This is a genomic window from Rhizobium sp. BK060 (assembly GCF_014193145.1).
In the GTDB taxonomy this organism is placed as follows: domain Bacteria; phylum Pseudomonadota; class Alphaproteobacteria; order Rhizobiales; family Rhizobiaceae; genus Rhizobium.
In genome coordinates this window covers 1-15,941 of the sequence record NZ_JACHYW010000018.1, presented here as the reverse complement: position 1 = coordinate 15,941, position 15,941 = coordinate 1, and the positions used below count along the sequence as shown (strand labels likewise).

Genomic DNA, 15,941 nt, shown 5'->3' with positions numbered 1-15,941 from the left:
CCGATGTCCCGGTTCGAATTCGATGCGATCGGCACCTCCTGGGAAATCGACACGCCGACGCCGCTGTGTCACCAGACCCGGCGGCAAATCCTCGAACTCGTCGAACGGTTCGACAGGATCTATTCGAGGTTCCGCGACGACTCGTTGATCACGAAGATCGCCGAGGCTGAGCACGGCGGCACGTTCGTTTTTCCGGCTGGGGCCGCGCAGATGTTCGACCTCTACGACCGGCTTCACAAGATAACCGGAGGCGGTCTCGATCCCCTCGTCCGACGCGATCTGGAGCTTCTGGGCTACGATCGTCGATACTCGCTTGTGCCGCAGCCAGCGGAAGTGTCGACTTATGCAAGCAAGCGCACGAGCTGGGGCAGCGACGTTTTCCGCCAGGGCTCGACGCTGATCACTCGAAGTCCGCTTTTGATCGACCTTGGCGCGGTAGGCAAGGCCATCTCGTCGACCTGATCTCAGGTGTTTTGGGGGTGAGAGGCCTCGAAGACTTTGTCGTCGATGGCAGCGGCGACATGCTGCATCGCGGAGAAGCGGCGCTCGGTGTCGGACTTGAGCATCCGTTTGATCCTACGAAGGTGGTGGGCGTCGCCCACCTCCGAGACGCCTCGCTTTGCGCCTCGGCGGTCAATCGCCGGAAATGGGGAGACAACCTTCATCATATCTTGGATGCCAGGACCGGAAGGCCCGTGAAGGACGTGGTTGCTACATGGGTCGTTGCGAAGGATGCCGCGACGGCAGACGGGCTGGCCACGGCGCTTTTCGTTGTTCCTGCCTCCCGGCTGGTGCCAAGCTTCGACTTCTCCTTCGTTCGGATGTTCGCCGATGGCCGTGCTGAGGTGTCCGACAATTTCGACGGCGAAGCCTTCACCTGAGAAAGGAACAAAATGCCCCGCGAGATCAGAAACGCGCTCGTCGCTTCGGCGCTAACCCTGATGGTGTCCTCGACGGCAGAGGCCCAAGGCGGCAAGCCCCGTCAGTATGCAGACGGCGTCTACACAGCGACCGGGACATACGGCGGCCAACCGTCGCATATAACCTTAAAGGTGACCCTGACTGATGGCGTGATCACCGCGGTGGAGGTCACTCCCCCATGCATATGTGCCGGAATCGCTGGAACTCCAGCGACGCTTTGCGGCGGCGGTTCCAAAGGTCGTCATAGGGCGCCCGATCGATCAAGTGAACGTTGGCAAGTTGGCGGGTTCAAGCGGAACTTCGCGCGGATTCAACGACGCCATAGGCCAGATCAAGCGCCAGGCGGCTCGTCGGTGACGGCCCTCCGCTTAGCACCCCCGCAGTCAAGAAAATCAGAGGAGTGTAAAGATGACTACGAGGCACGGAATTGAACTCAACCGCAGAGGCTTGCTGCTGACAGCGGGTACGTTGGCCGTGGCCGCCAATCTCGGGGTAGCCAATGCTCAGGCGACGACCAAGCAAAATGCCTCAGACACAACGTCCGTCACCGAAATCGGACGGCGAAAGCTCGGCTCCCTGGAGGTATCCAGCGTGGGTCTTGGCGTTCAAAACATGAGCCGGACCTACCAGCAAACAATTCCAACGCGTGCCGAAATGCATAACATCATAAGGGCCGCTTTCGACCGGGGCCTGACTTTCTACGATGCAGCAGAGGCCTATGGCCCACATGAGGTCGAAAGGATACTCGGCGAAGGCGTTCAACCGTTCCGGGATCAGGTTGTTATCGCGTCCAAATTCGGCTGGAACATCGATCTCGAGACTGGAGAACGGCTTCCGGGCCTCAACAGCCGTCCCGAACATATCAAGTCGGCCGTCGAGGGAATGCTCAAGCGCCTGCAAACCGACCGCATTGATCTCTATCAACACCGCGTCGACCCGCAGGAAGCCGATTGAAGATGTGGCAGGAGCGGTGAATGACTTGATGAAGCAGGGGAAAGTCGTGCACTGGGGCCTTTCCGAGATGGGTCTCAACACGCTTAGGCGCGCCCACGCAGCGCTGCCTCTGACCGCGGTTCAGAGCGAATACTCGATGCTGTGGCGGGGGCCTGAAAAGGGCGCGATCCCAGTGTGCGAGGAACTGGGCGTCGGATTCGTCCCTTGGAGCCCTCTCGGCGTTGGTTTCCTCAACGGCGCGATCGACGCTCGTACACGGTTCGCTCAGGGTGATATCCGCGGCATCGAAGGGCGCTTCGCGCCTGCGAACCTGCCGACCAACCTTGCGCTCGTGGGACTCCTAAAGACGTGGGCGCACCGGAAACAATCACGCCTCGGACAGATCGCGCTCGCTGGGCTGCTGGCTCAGAAACCGTGGATCGTCCCGATCCCCGGCACGACGCAGATGGCTCACATGACGGAGAACATCGACGCGACTGGCATCACCTTTACATCCTACGAGATCGCGGAGTTGAATGCCTCCCTCGCGGCCATCCAAATCAAGGGTGCGAGGCTTCCGGACGCCGTTCAGGCATTCTCGGATGTCGAAGCTCCTGCGAAGTCCTAGTCCTCGGAACCTTCGGATTACGACCATCCCGCCCGAAGCCCTTTGTCAGCTTTGGGCCCGAAGGCGACAACAGCCTCGTCCGCAGAGCGCCAAAGGCGTCACGAAGGCCCTACGATGTGTTCGACAAGGCGGGGCGCTTCCTCGGCGATCGCCAATATTATGCCTGACTTGCGCGTAGAGGCGAAATCCAACCCGGCGAAGTAAAGGCCCGGCAGGGTGGCCACGCCATCCTCGTGGACCGGCTGTCCCGCGGCATCGAGCGCACCGGGAAGCCTCATCCAACTGAAATCGCCCTTGAAGCCTGTGCACCACACCACGGTCGTTATGCCGGACCGGGAGAGATCAAGCGAAGCGACCGTCGGGTTCGGCTGTTGCATCGCGACCGTCTCCGCCGGGTCGGGTTCCGAAACGGGTGCATCGATTCCAGCGCGGCTGACATATTCGTCGATATGGCGTTTGATGTGATTGGAGGCTTCATCCGCAAAGCGAACATTCGCTTCGAGATCGTCGGCGAACGAGAGGCGGTCGCCATCCTCGACGCCAGTCAATCGCCCAAGAAGCACGACACCTTGGGCGCTGAGCGCTTGAAGGCTTATCGTGTGCACCGACCCAAGCACACCTCGAGGCGGGATGCGTCCCGCAAGTCGAATGACCTCCTCCCGTCGCACGTCGAGAAACCCACATTCGAGGAGCCAGACCATGATGTCGCGGCCTCGGTAGCGCCGCGGGAGCCGTCCGACACGACTGGTGGCAAGGAAGACTGTTCGGCCTGCTTCCGCCAACTCCTCCGCGATCTGGACACCCGACTGGCCACTTCCGACCACCAGCACCGCGCCGTCGGCAAGATCCGCAGCGCTGCGGTAGCCGGAGGCGTCGATCTGGCGAAGGACGGGCGGTAACGCAGCGGCCCAAACTGGGCGCACCGGACAATTCAGGCTGCCGCTTGCAACGATCACGTTCCGCGCTAAAAGCATGCCGCGTGAAGTGGTCAGCCGATACGCGTCATTCTCGTGCCTGAGTTCGCTCACCGCAGTATCCGGTTCGATCGGGAGCGCGTTGCGCCTGGCGAAGTCCTCGAGGAGAGCGACGAACTGGTCGCGCGTCAGGGCACCGGATGGATCCTCACCGTCATAGCAGTCGCCCGGCATGACGGTCTGCACGTTTGGGGTGTTCATCCGAAAGGAATCCCATCGCTGCGTGCGCCAGGTCTCTCCTATGCGGCCCCGCTCCAGGACGCTATGGCGCAAGCCCCTTCGTGCCAGCCAATAGCTGACGCCGAGGCCCGCCCAGCCGGCTCCGACGACGACAGCATCGAGAACATCGGCACTACCATTCATTTGCCGCGGTGATCTCATGATCGGCATCCCCAGCCATCCCCGCGCGGCATCAAGCCTTGTTCACGACAATTAGTCCAGCGTGGCGGATCTCCACCCGACTGGCCGAGCGCACTCGATTTCGCCAGCCCCAGTCACCGCATGAAACTGCGCCACAGCGCGCTCGCCAAACCGGAAGGCAAGGTCGCCTGATGCGAGGCAGTTCACTTCGTCGCTGGTGCGGATGGCCGTGCAAAAAGCGATGTGAAACTCGCGCCGAAGTTTGCTCGACTACCCAATTATTTCCTCGCCACCGCCTTTGCAGGATTGGCCTCTCGGCTAGCATTGGGTGGTCGGGTCTGACTGGTGCGCCGGGTTCAACGGCGGCTTCGGGCCCGATAGCGGAAGAGGCCTTGGCCGGCAAGCGCCCAATTCCGGTCATTGAAACTCTTATCTGTGCTACGTTTCAATTTCATCACGGGCGGCCGGCTTTGTGACGCAAATCGGGGTTGGTAAATAGAGACTCTCCCTCAATCGCGGAATAGCTCTCTCAATCCATTGCAGGAATCAAGTGTTTCGTGTCCGCGCTACCAGCCTTGCAAAATTCTGCCAGCCAAGTCGCTTGCGGTAAACCGGCACATCTGGTCACGAGCGGGATTTTGCGGACGAAGAGAACACGGCATGGATCGCGGCGTCCTTGACGGTATCTTGTCTGCAGGTGCCCTAATTGCGGCTGTGACCCGTGTCCACAGAGTAACTTGCAACGTTGCTCAGGACTTTCGAGGTGAAGTCAAATTCCCTCTCCGATATCCGTGCAGAGGAAGGCGGCGGAGGACCGGGAGCGAATTGTCAGCGGAAGCTGTTCGAGTCGCAACCGCGGCGTCGCAAGTCCCTGAAGAGAGTGGCGACCCCTGCAGGAATCGAACCTGCGACAACCTGCTTAGAAGGCAGGTGCTCTATCCAGCTGAGCTAAGGGGCCGCGTGACCCGGGCTTCATGCCCTGGTCAAATCATCGCGTATGAAAGCGGATCAATGCGTCCAAGGCTGAGTCCGCGTATAGCGGAAATTATCAGGGTAAGCCACAGTCTGGCGTTGCGGATCCTTCGGGGCGATGACCCGATACTCGATGCCGTTGCGCTTCGCGTAAGCTTCAGCGAGTTCCTGCGTTTCGAAGGTCAGCTTCAGCTGCTGGCGCATGTCCGAGGAAGACGTGTAACCCATGATCGGATCGATGGTACGCGGCGTCTCCTGATCGAACTCAAGAACCCAAATATTTGTCTTTGCCTTGCCGGACTGCATCGCGGTCTTGGCTGGGCGGTAGATCTTGGCAGACATTGCTGCAACGCCTCCGAATTAGCGGGCTTTCGCACTCGAAACTTCACTCTGCCCCATATCCGAGGCTTCTCTTCATCCAAACCATCGCACAAAGAGATGAGTTTTGCTTACCGACGAATCCCTTTCTTTTCAAGAAAAAAGCCAAGGCGGCGGAGCGCTGGATCTCCGATCGTTTTCCGGCAGCCCTCCTCTTTTCGCGATCACTCGATAACTCGTGCTCATATCAATCACTCCGCACAGCAAGCTGAACGATGGGGTGCTTAAACCAAGCATGGGGATACGCGATTTATGTATTGCGGGCGCGAGGCGAACCGTGTATTGCCCTCCCTCGTCGGCACGGAGTGTAGCGCAGTCTGGTAGCGCATCTGGTTTGGGACCAGAGGGTCGGGAGTTCGAATCTCTCCACTCCGACCATTTTTCCCCATTATTCCACGGGCTAGTCCATGACGGCGCTCATTGGCGCCACCGGATCCGCCACCGTTTCCGGCCAATTTCTCCGGCATGGTACGCGCCGAGATGGATATCCATGCACGAGGCCGGGCACGCAGTCGCGGCGCACGCGCTGTCGCCGTCACAGCGGATCGAACTGTCGATGCGAAAGAGCTAGCGGATATTCGACACAAATGTTATTGCGCATGGCGCGACGCGCTCCGAAGAAGACGTGGAGGACATTGTTACCGGCAAGGAGCTTCGGAGCCAAGGAAACGTTGCTGGTCGGGCGGTCGATTGGTTTCTCGGGCTTTCGTGGGGGTGATCTCGAGGTCGCCACGTGGAACGCGGTCCGGATGGTTTGCTCCTATGGAAGGAGCAAGCACTAGATATTCTTAAATGTCGAGGCATGGTCATCGACTGTAGACGTCTCGAGACCCCCGGCACTCCGAAATGAAATCGCACTCAACACGAGCTCTCTCACTTGTTTCGACGAACCGGCGACTCTCTTAGGCGTGACCGGCGGGGTCGGCAGCGCGAGTTTTGGCGAGAGCGACTCCCGGCCCACCATCCGACGTCGCCTCGATGAACACAACACCGTGCCCCTCCAGGGCGGCCCGCACCCGCGACGCGACTCCCCCAGGACCTTGCCCTCGCACTTTTCCAAGCGGACGACGACGGCGGCGCCTACCTGCGTCCGCGCAGCAGGACGCTCCTCGACCTGGCGACAACGCAACCGTCCGATATGCACATCGACTGTACGGCTCTCTACGCCCTGCGGCTTGGGCCAAGCGGACAGGCGGCTGCCCGTGGCGTTACCCTTGTCAAATAATCAAATGAATTGTATATTTCGTATAATTTGAAGGAGCGCCACGATGGAAAAATTCTCCACGGTAGAATTGCTGCGCGATATTAAGACCGTGACCATGGCGGCAGATCGCCAGCCGGTCGCTATTACTCAACATCGCAAGGCCCGCTACGTCCTCATGACCTACGACGATTTTGAGGCCATGAAGCAAAAAGGCGATCCGCGCAGGGCTTATGGCCCCAATGAGGCCCCCCCTGAACTGGCAGCGTTGATCGGTCCGGAACTGGACCGACTGATAGAGGAAGGAAGCGAGACCAATGGCTGATACTCCGGCCAATGGTTCGATCATCCGCTATCCTTATCTCTGGACATGGCAGCGCGACAAGGGAGAAACTGAGGGGCGGAAGGCACGCCCGGTTTGCATGGTTCTGGCAATCCCGAAAGGCAATCAGACAAACCTGATCTTATTGGCTATCTCAGGCACCCCGCCCCGCTCCGATCAAACCGCCTTGGAGATTCCCCAGCTTGAATGCCGCCGCGCTGGAATCCGTGAGTGGAAGGATGCGTGGATTACCGTCTCTGAATTCAATCATGACATAGCCGAGCAGTCCTTTTACTACGACCCGAGTGCAGAGGTTTTGGGATCGTTCAGCAAGGGATTTCTTGCGAAGATCGCAGCCGCTTTCAAGCCCTTCCTTGCTCAGCCGAGTGCGCGGGTCAGTCGAACCGATTGAGGGGAGGTCCGCCCTTTTGCGATGCCTTCCATGGGATGTCGTGACGGATAAGCTTCATCGTCCGAGCAGCGAGCGCACGGACGAGTTTAGGATTGATCGACGTGAGCGCTGACTGGCTCTTCAGCGCCTTGAAGATGCAATCGAACTCATTCGTGTGAATTGCACGAATCCTAAACTCCAAAGGAACGTTCCCCGCGACGACCATTGTGGTGACGCGCTCGTGTGCCGTCGGCAAGAAAGGTTCCTAGGTATGGGATCACTTGGTCGGGCTGTGATTGTCGCGCAGCGTCAATCCCTCGCTGCAGCGGCATCTCCAGGTGACTGAGCACGAATCGAGAGTTTCTGGGCCTCAAGCGCTACGAAATCGGAAAGCAGCTTGACACGTGACGGCACGGTCCGACCAAGCGCGTGAACAGCACTGAAGCGCATCGGCTTGAGCGCGCCCGAGGGTGTCACATCAATCAATATTCCCGAATCCAAGTCGTCTGCCACCACACAACGCAAGAGCAAGGCTACTCCGAGGCCGTGCCGCGCTGCCGAATGTAGAGCGATGCCGCTGTCGCAGTCTATTCGCCCGGTTGGGAGGATCTTGGACCCGTCGGCAAAGGCGATGTGTGCCGTTCGGCCGCCAACGGAGTACCGCGCAAAGGGCATGCTCTGAAAGTCATGAATTGTCCTCGGCACGCCCCATTTTGATAGAAGCGACGGAGCTGCAACCAGAACCATGTCGAGATCCGCGAGATGCCGAACAACCAGATCGGGTTGCACGACCTCCCCGACCCTGAAGACGACATCGTAATCGTCCCGGATGATGTCGACGAACCTGTCTGTCAACCCGATGTCCAGCGTTAGGTCAGGGTATTCCTCGGCAAACTTGGTGAAGATCGCCCCGAGAAACAGCTCTGACATTTCGACGGGCATACTGAATCGCAATCGTCCGGTTAGTCCGCTGCTACTTGATAGCCCATCGTCCGATGCATCGAGTTCCCGCAGCAGTGGACCGATCCGCTCGAACAGCATCTGCCCGTCGGGGGTCAGCGTAAGGGCGCGTGTCGACCTGAGAAAAAGACGGGATCCGACCAGCTTTTCCAACCGACCGACGCTCTTCGAAATGGCGGAGGGTGATGTTTTCAGATCCCGAGCAGCCGCACTGAACGATCCAACTTCGACCGTGCGCACGAACGCGATCAATCCCGACATCTCATTCAGCAAATGGGTCACCTGAATCTCCGAGGAAAAGGTTTTGTGCCGACGACACGGCTAAAATCCATACAGGCAGCAGCATACGTTCGCCCTGTCAACATGGAGAACGAAAATGCCTAGTCTCAAAGATAAGATCGCGGTCATTACCGGCGGCAATAGTGGCATCGGCAAAGCGACTGCCATGCTCTTCGCCCAAGAAGGCGCTCAAGTCATCATTACAGGGAGAAGGAAGGATGTCGTCGATCAGGCAGCCAAGGATATCGGCAATGGAGCCATTGGCGTCATCGGTGACGTAGCGAGCAGGGGCCATCATCATGACCTTGCAGAAGACATCCGCCGGCGTTTTGGCGCACTTGATATCTACATGGCGAACGCCGGAGTGATCAATCTCTTGCCCTCCGACGAAGTCACGGAGGACGAGTACGACCAACACTTTGCGATTAACACCCGCGGCGTATTCTTCGGCGTTCAGGCCATCTCGCCGCTTATTCGGATCGGGGGCACCATTATCCTGACAAGTTCGCTCGCGGCGACGAGGATACTTCCAAATCACACGTTGTATGCAGGTACGAAGGCGGCGATCGCAGCGTTCGCTCGCAACTGGGCTGTCGAGTTCAAGTCCCGAAAGATCCGCGTGAACGTCCTCAGTCCGGGGCCCGTAGAAACTGAAATTCTAGGCAAACTAGGCGTGTCGGAAGAAAATCGGCCGGAGATGATCGACCAGCTATCGAAAGCAATACCAGCCGGCCGTTTGGGTCGCCCCGACGAACTGGCAAAAGCAGCTCTGTTTCTCGCCTCTGATGCAGCAAGCTTCGTAAATGGTGTCGAGCTCCACGTCGATGGTGGGATGGGGCTCGTGTGACAACAAGGCAGTGAACGCGATCCGATCCTGAGTTCTGCCCTACTTCGAGAAGCTGGTGTGCGAACCCTGTCGCTCAGGGGCAGCACCGGCTTCAAAGTCCCTTGTTGCGGGTGAGATTATGATGTGCCCAACTAGAACGCTCGTATATCTACCGCTGCAATAGCGTCCGCGTAAATGCTGGAGACTATGGGTGTCGAACTAGACCTTAGATTTCGAGTGCAGATTCTGGACTGGCTCGCGGCCGGGATTCGGTACCAGCCGCGGGGGGAAAAGGTCTTCGCGGAGCTCTGTGCCCGCATCGTTGCATGTGGGATTCCTCTTAGCAGAGCGACGCTGCATCTTCGGGTCCACCATCCGCAGTGGCTGGGCACGCGGATGACCTGGATGCGCGGCCAGCCCGATGCCAGCGTTCAGACGATCGCCCATGACGTCGAGGCAACCGACGTATTTCTACGCAGCCCATTTCGGGTGGCGATCGATAGCGGAAAGCGTGTTCGGCAGAAGCTCCAGATCAACGGCCCGCATATTTTTGCAATATACGAGGAGCTGAAACACGACGGCCATACCGACTACGTGGCTTGGCCCCTCAATCACACGCAAGGTCGCCGCCACCTCATTACCTTCGCTACCGATCGTCCCGATGGTTTTTCGGATCAGGAATTGGCGCTCCTCGACACGCTGGTGCCGTGGTACTCGCTCGTCACCGAAGTACGGGTAAAGGACCAACTGGCTCGAACGCTGTTGGAGACTTACGTGGGTGCGCACGCCTCCGACGAGATACTGCACGGCGCCATAACGCGTGGCAGTCGAGAGACGATCATTGCAGCCATCCTGATCTGTGATCTGCGAAACTTCACTCGTCTGTCTGACAGTCTTCCGCGTGACGAACTGATCGAAATCTTAAACAGGTACTTCGATGTCGTCGCGGAGCCGATTGAACGTCACGGCGGCGAGATACTGAAATTCATCGGAGACGGCCTCCTAGCGGTATTTCCAATGGATGGCACGGATGCCTGCCAGCATCTGCTCGCGGCGGTGCAGGAAGGATATCAAAGCGCGTCCTGCTTGCGACGAACTGCCGAACTGGTCCGCTTTGGCACCGGCATCCACCTCGGTGAAGTCATGTACGGGAACATCGGCTCCAAAAAGCGTCTCGATTTCACCGTGATCGGATCCGCGGTGAATCTGGCCTTCAAACTCGAGGCGCTCACCAAAACACTAGATCGTCCAGTCCTGCTCTCGGGAGATTTCGTACAAGCAGCCGCATGCTTTGATCAAACCGACTACCTGGGTCCGCAAAGGGTCTCCGGCTTCTATGTTCCGATCGGTGTTCACGCGTTGCGGTTGAACGCCTCTCAAATGCCTTGCTGATCCCAACGGTACTCCTTGAGGAACGCTGGGGCAGCCAGAAAACACGTCTTTGTTCTGGATCACGACATGACGACCCGGACGAAGATAGCGGACGTCCTCGCCGCAAACTCGATCAAAGTTAGCCTGGTCTCAGAAGAACGCCAACTTCGAAGGTTGGTCGCGATGGAAATCGCGGATGCGGCTCTTGCAGGACCGTCGGATGCAGATCCTGTCGGTCTTGCTCGCGACAGCGATGAATTCCACGTTTCCGCCAATTCCCTTCCCCGCTGATGACCGCCGCGAGCAGTAAGAGCGCGCTGGAAACGCCGGTAGCATACTTAGGTTTGGATTGACGCCAATACTCCCATAGGTCGATGATCGTTCCTCTTGAACGTAGGGATCGAAGGCGCGGTCTCGGCCCGACTACCTGTGCTTGGTTCGGCAAGTGCGATTTTGCCTTTGGCCGGTGAGCATGCCTCCAATAGAGCAAAGAAGCTCTACATCACATGGAAATGCTTCAAATGCTGGTTGCCATCGTAGACGACGACGCAGTGGTTCGGGAATCATTGCTCGATCTGCTCGACGTGTCCGGTTATTCCGTCGTGACATTCGCGTCTGCTGCCGATTTTCTGGAATCGCCCCGGATCCCCGAAATGCGATGTCTTCTCCTCGACATTTCAATGCCAGGCATGAGCGGCATCGACCTCTATAAGGAACTGAACCGGCGAAAGATCGCGATACCCGTCGTATTCATGACAGGCCATGCACAAGAGGCGCTGATCAACGAAGCGAAACGGGCAGGAATCTGCTTGTTCAAGCCTTTTGCTGGCGCGGAACTTCGAAGGGCGATCGAAACCGCTATTGAGATCTAGCGCATGCACGAAGCTTCAAATGTGGGCGGCGTAATCTGCACGACGGATCCTTAAGCTTCTTGGCCCTCGACCGGCAAATCAAAGATGAACTTCGCTCCGGTCGGATCATTCTTCTCCACCCAGAGCCTGCCGCCGTGCGCTTCGACGATTGATCGGCATATTGCCAGACCCATCCCCATCCCCTGCCCCTTTGTGGTGTAGAATGGTTCGAATATTCGCTCTGGATCTTCGACGCCCGGCCCGGTGTCGGATATTTCCGTGTAAATCCGCTCGCTGTCGCGTCGTACGCTCAATTGGAGCATCCCGCGATCTGCAGCAAGGTCCATTGCTTCCAATGCATTCCGGATGAGATTGACGAAGACCTGTTGTATCTGGATAGGATCGAAGAACAACGGCGGAAGATCTTGCTCAATTCGGCATTCCATCCGTACGCCCCGTCGCGTGGCTTCTTCAGCCATCAGATCGCGGGCCTCCACCGCCACAGCGTCAAGCGCCTGTGTCCTGCGCGCCTCCGGGGTATGCTTGAAAAGGGCACGGATTCGACCGACCACCTCTGTTGCGGTATTTGCGCTGCGAACGACGCGTTCGAGGGCTTTCTGTGCCCGTTCTACGTTTGGAGGGTCGCCGCTGAGCCATTGCTGGCAGGCATCTGAACTCGATACCATGGCCGCCAGAGGTTGGCCTATTTCGTGCGCGATCGATGCGGTGAGTTCGGCCAAGCTCGCCGCTTCACTGGCCTTTGCGAGATTTCTTTGTGCGACCCTAAGCTCCTCTTGTGCGCGAAGCCAATCGTCTATGTCGATACATACGCCGTTCCACTGCACGATATCGCCGTCGGCGTTGCGCATCGCCAAGGCCCGCGTCTCCATCCATCGGTACTCGCCGTCGAACCGGCGCAATCGATGCCTCATCGTGTACGGCTCGCCGGTCGGGAGCGACTGGCTGTATTTGTGTTTGACGGCGGCTAGCTCGTCCGGATGGATAATGGCGTCCAGGGTCACATCCAGGCGGTGCTTGCCGATCTCGTCCTTATCTTCGATTTCGAATCCCAGATACTCGCTCAGCTTGTGACTACGATAGATCGGCGCACCGTCAGGCGCTAGGCAGTAGATCAACGCCGGCAGCGTCTCGACGAGTTCATGGAGCGAATGCTCACTATCACGCAACGACTGTTGAGTTCGCATCTCGTCATCGACATCGATGGATAGGCCATACCATTCCACTATCGCATCATCGGCATCGCGCAGCGCCTCAAACCGATCGTCCGTCCACCGAAATAAGCCATCCTTTCCGCGTCGGCGATATCTCATAGAAAATGCTTCGCCTGACCGAATGCACCGAATTGCCTGATCTCTCACTTGCCCGACATCGTCGGGATGGATTAAATCCAATGCCGCTTTGGCGAACTCAGCGAGGTCCGTCTTCGTCAATCCTGCTTGTTCCAGAAATCGCTTGCTGACGTAGGAGAGTGCTCCTTCAGGCGTCCAACTGCAGATGTTTACCGGCAGCGCGTCGATCAGTCGTTGCAAGTGCCATTCGGATCGCTTGAGAGCTTCCTCTGTACGAACCTGGTCGTTGACGTCGTGACAGAGGCCGCACCACTGGACGATGCGGCCGTCGTGGTCCCGCATGGATTCCGCTCGGCTGGACATCCATCTGTAAACCCCGTCAAAACGACGCAGGCGGTATCTCATGAAGAAGCTTTCTCCCGTGACAAGGCTCTGATTCAGAGTGCTTCCGAATTCAGCCGCGTCGTCGGGATGAATTGCCATCTCGATCATGGCGTCCAGTCGGCTCAGACCGGGCCTTTCGATGTCTGTGACGTTTCGGCCGAGATAGTCGATCATTCTCCGGTTGAAGAAGATCGGCTCGCCCTCAGGTGTCAGACGCCACAAGTGGCCGGGAACCGTGTCGACGAGTTGCGAAAGTTCAAGCTCCCGGCCGTGCAACGTCTCAACGGTTGCCCGGAAGCTCTCGATGTCGATTGACGTGCCATACCATCCGAGAATCTCGCCGGTGCGATCCCGCACAGCCCTTCCGGAGCTTCGAACCCAACCGTAGCCGGCCCGGCGTCGGATACGAAACTCACTGTCGAAGGGTTGTCCGGAATGAATGGAGTGACGCCATTCTCCGGCAACGCGTTCATAGTCATCGGGATAGAGCAGTTGCTTCCAAGCGACCTCTCCCTCGCTCCACCAAGCGTTCAACTCGTCTGGCGTCTTGCCTAGACTAGAGCGGCTTGTAAGACAGGTGAGAGGTAAATCCACCTGCCGCTCGCATCGAATGCCCAACCGACGCCGGTCAAGTTTTCGACGGTCTTTGCGGCCTCGATAGGCGAATTGCCAGCTGTGACAGTATCAGGCGTCATCGGTTGCTCTCCATCCGGAGCTTCGCTGTGATCGCTCGACATGTTTTACGCCCGCGCCGCGCGTCAGTCCAACGTAGGCACACGATTGGCTGACGACGCACAAGTTCCTTCCGCAACGGAAGGCCATCGACCGCGGGCATCCTTCGACAGGTCCAGGACAGGAAACGATGGGATCGCAAGGGGGCATCGAGGCGGCTGTCACCGATCAAACGTACGTATAGCTTTTGCGCCAACGTGGAGATGCTAGCGTTGCGGCCGGTGTTTCGGCACTGGAACAGGACTAGCAATAGGAGTTCGGAATGAACGTCAACTCAATAACCACGACATCCGAAAAGGCCGGGCATGGCTACGTGACATCGATGGACGGAACCCGCATCTTCTACAAGGACTGGGGGCCGAAGGAGGCGCAGCCGATCGTGTTCCATCATGGGTGGCCCCTCAGCGGCGACGACTGGGACGCCCAGATGCTCTTCTTTCTGGGAAAAGGCTACCGTGTTATCGCCCACGATCGTCGCGGACACGGCCGATCGGAACAGGTCGGCGGCGGCCATGATATGGATCATTACGCTGCCGATGTTGCCGCCGTCGTGGAACATCTGGACTTGCGGAACGCTGTTCACATCGGTCATTCGACGGGCGGAGGCGAAGCTACCCGCTATGTCGCCCGCTATGGCAAAGGCCGCGTTCTGAAGCTGGTACTCATCGGCGCAGTGCCGCCCATCATGGTGAAGACACCCGACAATCCAGGCGGACTTCCGACCGAGGCATTCGACGGATACCGTGCTGCGCTGGCGTCGAACAGAGCCCAGTTCTATTACGACGTAGCCAGCGGGCCTTTCTACGGTTTCAATCGGCCCGCCACCGTTGCCTCTGAGCCGATTATCCAGAATTGGGTGAGACAAGGCATGATGGGCGCGGCAAACGCTCACTACCTGGGTATCAAGGCTTTCTCGGAAACCGACTTTACGGAAGATCTGAAAACGATCGAGGTTCCGACTCTCGTTCTCCATGGTGATGACGATCAGGTCGTCCCGATTGAAGATTCCGCCCCTCTCTCCGCCAAACTTCTGAAGAACGCGACACTGAAGATCTACAAGGGACTGCCGCACGGGATGGTGACGACCCATGCAGATATCATCAATCTCGATCTGCTGAGATTCATTGCCGTATAAAAATAATGCGGAGGGTGCTTCATGCATCCTCCGCGCCATTCGGTTCAGCCCGCGCTCTGCGGGCGCCCTCAGTTCCTTTGCAGTTTTTCGGCCTTGCGAACCAGATCGGCAATGGAACGGCTCTGCATTTTGCGCATCACGCTCATCCGATGCAGCTTCACGGTCATTTCGCTGATCCCGAGCTGATAGGCGACCTGCTTGTTCATAAGCCCGCTGACGACGCCGAGCATCACTTGCTGCTCTCGCGGGGTCAGCTTATCGACCAGCCTCCGAATCTGCTCGCGTTCGGTTTCAACTTTGCGTCTCTCGCCGTCCAGGCGAATGGCGTGGTCTACAGCGTCGAGCAGATCCCGCGTAACGAACGGTTTGGTGAGGAAATCGGTAGCGCCGGCTTTCATCGCCCTGACGCTGGCCGGAACGTCGGCATGGGCCGTCAGGAAAATGACCGGCATCTTACTTCCGAGCGAGATCAACTGGCTCTGGACATCGAGGCCGGTGCCTCCGGGCATTCGAAGGTCGACAACGATACAGCCAGGGGCGGTCGTATCGGCCGTGCTCATGAACTCAGGTCCACTGGAGTAAGCGGAAGCCCGCCTATTCGTTACCATGAAGAGGTCGAGAAGAGCGTCTCGCATGTGCTTGTCATCATCGATGACATAGACAATAGGTTCGGCGGATAAATCCTGTTTCGTATCTAGCTTTTCCATGATCGATCCTCCACTCGCTGCGGCGCCCTCTCTTATGAGGGGCGGAATGACGTCGATGCCAAGTGGGTGCCGCCGCTGGGTCTGATTATCACGAACGCCAAGCCTAGTGATGATGAACCTTGGTTTACTTGCTCTCCAGCGCCTGACCCATGCATGCGTGCAGCGGCAGCGACAGCGGAACTGTTCATCACCCGACCAACTCCGAAAAAGGGGTCCCGGTAGGGACGATGGTTACCCATCGCCCCCCGGCCAGATCCGTACGTGCGGCACTACCGCATACGGCTCCTATCGGATGTTGTGACGGTG

At 58.2% G+C, this 15,941-nt stretch carries 15 protein-coding genes, 2 tRNA genes and 1 pseudogene; 11 read left to right on the top strand and 7 right to left on the bottom strand.

The annotated features are described in order from the left end of the window. Nucleotides 1–3 precede the first annotated feature (3 nt). The 3 genes and pseudogenes from FHT71_RS31840 (at nucleotide 4) to FHT71_RS19795 (ending at nucleotide 2,482) form a co-directional block, all read left to right on the top strand. Nucleotides 4–462: an FAD:protein FMN transferase gene (locus FHT71_RS31840; protein ID WP_246718073.1), complete on the top strand. Its 459-nt coding sequence runs from the start codon at nucleotides 4–6 to the stop codon at nucleotides 460–462. A 17-nt stretch (nucleotides 463–479) separates the two neighbouring features. Then, entirely contained in the window at nucleotides 480–881 is a 402-nt protein-coding gene (locus tag FHT71_RS31835) for an FAD:protein FMN transferase (RefSeq protein WP_348649317.1), read from the top strand. A 448-nt stretch (nucleotides 882–1,329) separates the two neighbouring features. Then, nucleotides 1,330–2,482 (top strand): annotated as a pseudogene (locus FHT71_RS19795) (aldo/keto reductase). A gap of 98 nt (nucleotides 2,483–2,580) precedes the next feature. Here FHT71_RS19795 and FHT71_RS19790 read toward each other — a convergent pair. The 3 genes from FHT71_RS19790 to FHT71_RS19780 form a co-directional block, all read right to left on the bottom strand. Next, nucleotides 2,581–3,837 (bottom strand): NAD(P)/FAD-dependent oxidoreductase, encoded by a 1,257-nt coding sequence (locus FHT71_RS19790; RefSeq protein ID WP_348649316.1) that lies wholly within the window; start codon nucleotides 3,835–3,837, stop codon nucleotides 2,581–2,583. 860 nt (nucleotides 3,838–4,697) lie between these two features. Beyond that, nucleotides 4,698–4,774, bottom strand: a tRNA-Arg gene (locus FHT71_RS19785). Between the two features lie 50 nt (nucleotides 4,775–4,824). Further along, complete coding sequence (locus FHT71_RS19780; protein WP_007788506.1) at nucleotides 4,825–5,130, bottom strand: ETC complex I subunit; 306 nt, start codon at nucleotides 5,128–5,130, stop codon at nucleotides 4,825–4,827. 337 nt (nucleotides 5,131–5,467) lie between these two features. Here FHT71_RS19780 and FHT71_RS19775 point away from each other — a divergent pair. The 3 genes from FHT71_RS19775 to FHT71_RS19765 all read left to right on the top strand — a co-directional run bounded on the left by FHT71_RS19775 (nucleotide 5,468) and on the right by FHT71_RS19765 (nucleotide 7,101). Beyond that, nucleotides 5,468–5,544, top strand: a tRNA-Pro gene (locus FHT71_RS19775). Between the two features lie 890 nt (nucleotides 5,545–6,434). After that, nucleotides 6,435–6,692 (top strand): prevent-host-death protein, encoded by a 258-nt coding sequence (locus FHT71_RS19770; protein ID WP_007788512.1) that lies wholly within the window; start codon nucleotides 6,435–6,437, stop codon nucleotides 6,690–6,692. After that, nucleotides 6,685–7,101 carry a hypothetical protein gene (locus tag FHT71_RS19765; RefSeq protein ID WP_007788514.1) on the top strand — a complete coding sequence of 139 codons (417 nt, stop codon included), beginning with the start codon at nucleotides 6,685–6,687 and terminating at the stop codon, nucleotides 7,099–7,101. The genes FHT71_RS19770 and FHT71_RS19765 overlap by 8 nt, the downstream gene beginning before the upstream one ends. Here the strand turns inward: FHT71_RS19765 and FHT71_RS31235 are convergent. Both FHT71_RS31235 and FHT71_RS19755 read right to left on the bottom strand, forming a co-directional pair. Beyond that, complete coding sequence (locus FHT71_RS31235; protein WP_210294230.1) at nucleotides 7,085–7,336, bottom strand: hypothetical protein; 252 nt, start codon at nucleotides 7,334–7,336, stop codon at nucleotides 7,085–7,087. The two genes, FHT71_RS19765 and FHT71_RS31235, sit on opposite strands and share 17 nt — an antisense overlap. A gap of 53 nt (nucleotides 7,337–7,389) precedes the next feature. Continuing rightward, entirely contained in the window at nucleotides 7,390–8,322 is a 933-nt protein-coding gene (locus FHT71_RS19755) for a LysR family transcriptional regulator (protein WP_183721577.1), read from the bottom strand. Nucleotides 8,323–8,416: 94 nt separating this feature from the next. On the opposite strand from FHT71_RS19755, the gene FHT71_RS19750 reads away from it, so the two are divergent. The 4 genes from FHT71_RS19750 to FHT71_RS19735 all read left to right on the top strand — a co-directional run bounded on the left by FHT71_RS19750 (nucleotide 8,417) and on the right by FHT71_RS19735 (nucleotide 11,388). Further along, nucleotides 8,417–9,166: a glucose 1-dehydrogenase gene (locus tag FHT71_RS19750; RefSeq protein ID WP_007788521.1), complete on the top strand. Its 750-nt coding sequence runs from the start codon at nucleotides 8,417–8,419 to the stop codon at nucleotides 9,164–9,166. A 375-nt stretch (nucleotides 9,167–9,541) separates the two neighbouring features. Beyond that, a complete protein-coding gene (locus tag FHT71_RS19745) occupies nucleotides 9,542–10,537 on the top strand; it encodes an adenylate/guanylate cyclase domain-containing protein (RefSeq protein ID WP_246718065.1) in 996 nt (331 codons plus the stop codon). Nucleotides 10,538–10,603: 66 nt separating this feature from the next. Continuing rightward, nucleotides 10,604–10,807 carry a hypothetical protein gene (locus tag FHT71_RS19740; protein WP_183721571.1) on the top strand — a complete coding sequence of 68 codons (204 nt, stop codon included), beginning with the start codon at nucleotides 10,604–10,606 and terminating at the stop codon, nucleotides 10,805–10,807. 215 nt (nucleotides 10,808–11,022) lie between these two features. Beyond that, complete coding sequence (locus FHT71_RS19735) at nucleotides 11,023–11,388, top strand: response regulator (protein ID WP_246718064.1); 366 nt, start codon at nucleotides 11,023–11,025, stop codon at nucleotides 11,386–11,388. Nucleotides 11,389–11,438: 50 nt separating this feature from the next. Here the strand turns inward: FHT71_RS19735 and FHT71_RS19730 are convergent, their stop codons facing one another. Then, nucleotides 11,439–13,655, bottom strand: coding sequence for a PAS domain-containing protein (locus FHT71_RS19730; protein ID WP_348649315.1), 2,217 nt, complete (start codon nucleotides 13,653–13,655; stop codon nucleotides 11,439–11,441). 400 nt (nucleotides 13,656–14,055) lie between these two features. Between FHT71_RS19730 and FHT71_RS19725 the strand changes: the two genes are divergently transcribed. Continuing rightward, nucleotides 14,056–14,928, top strand: a complete 873-nt coding sequence (locus FHT71_RS19725; RefSeq protein WP_007788533.1) for an alpha/beta hydrolase — start codon at nucleotides 14,056–14,058, stop codon at nucleotides 14,926–14,928. A 68-nt stretch (nucleotides 14,929–14,996) separates the two neighbouring features. Here FHT71_RS19725 and FHT71_RS19720 read toward each other — a convergent pair whose 3' ends face one another. Then, nucleotides 14,997–15,635: a response regulator gene (locus FHT71_RS19720; protein WP_183721568.1), complete on the bottom strand. Its 639-nt coding sequence runs from the start codon at nucleotides 15,633–15,635 to the stop codon at nucleotides 14,997–14,999. Nucleotides 15,636–15,941 lie beyond the last annotated feature (306 nt).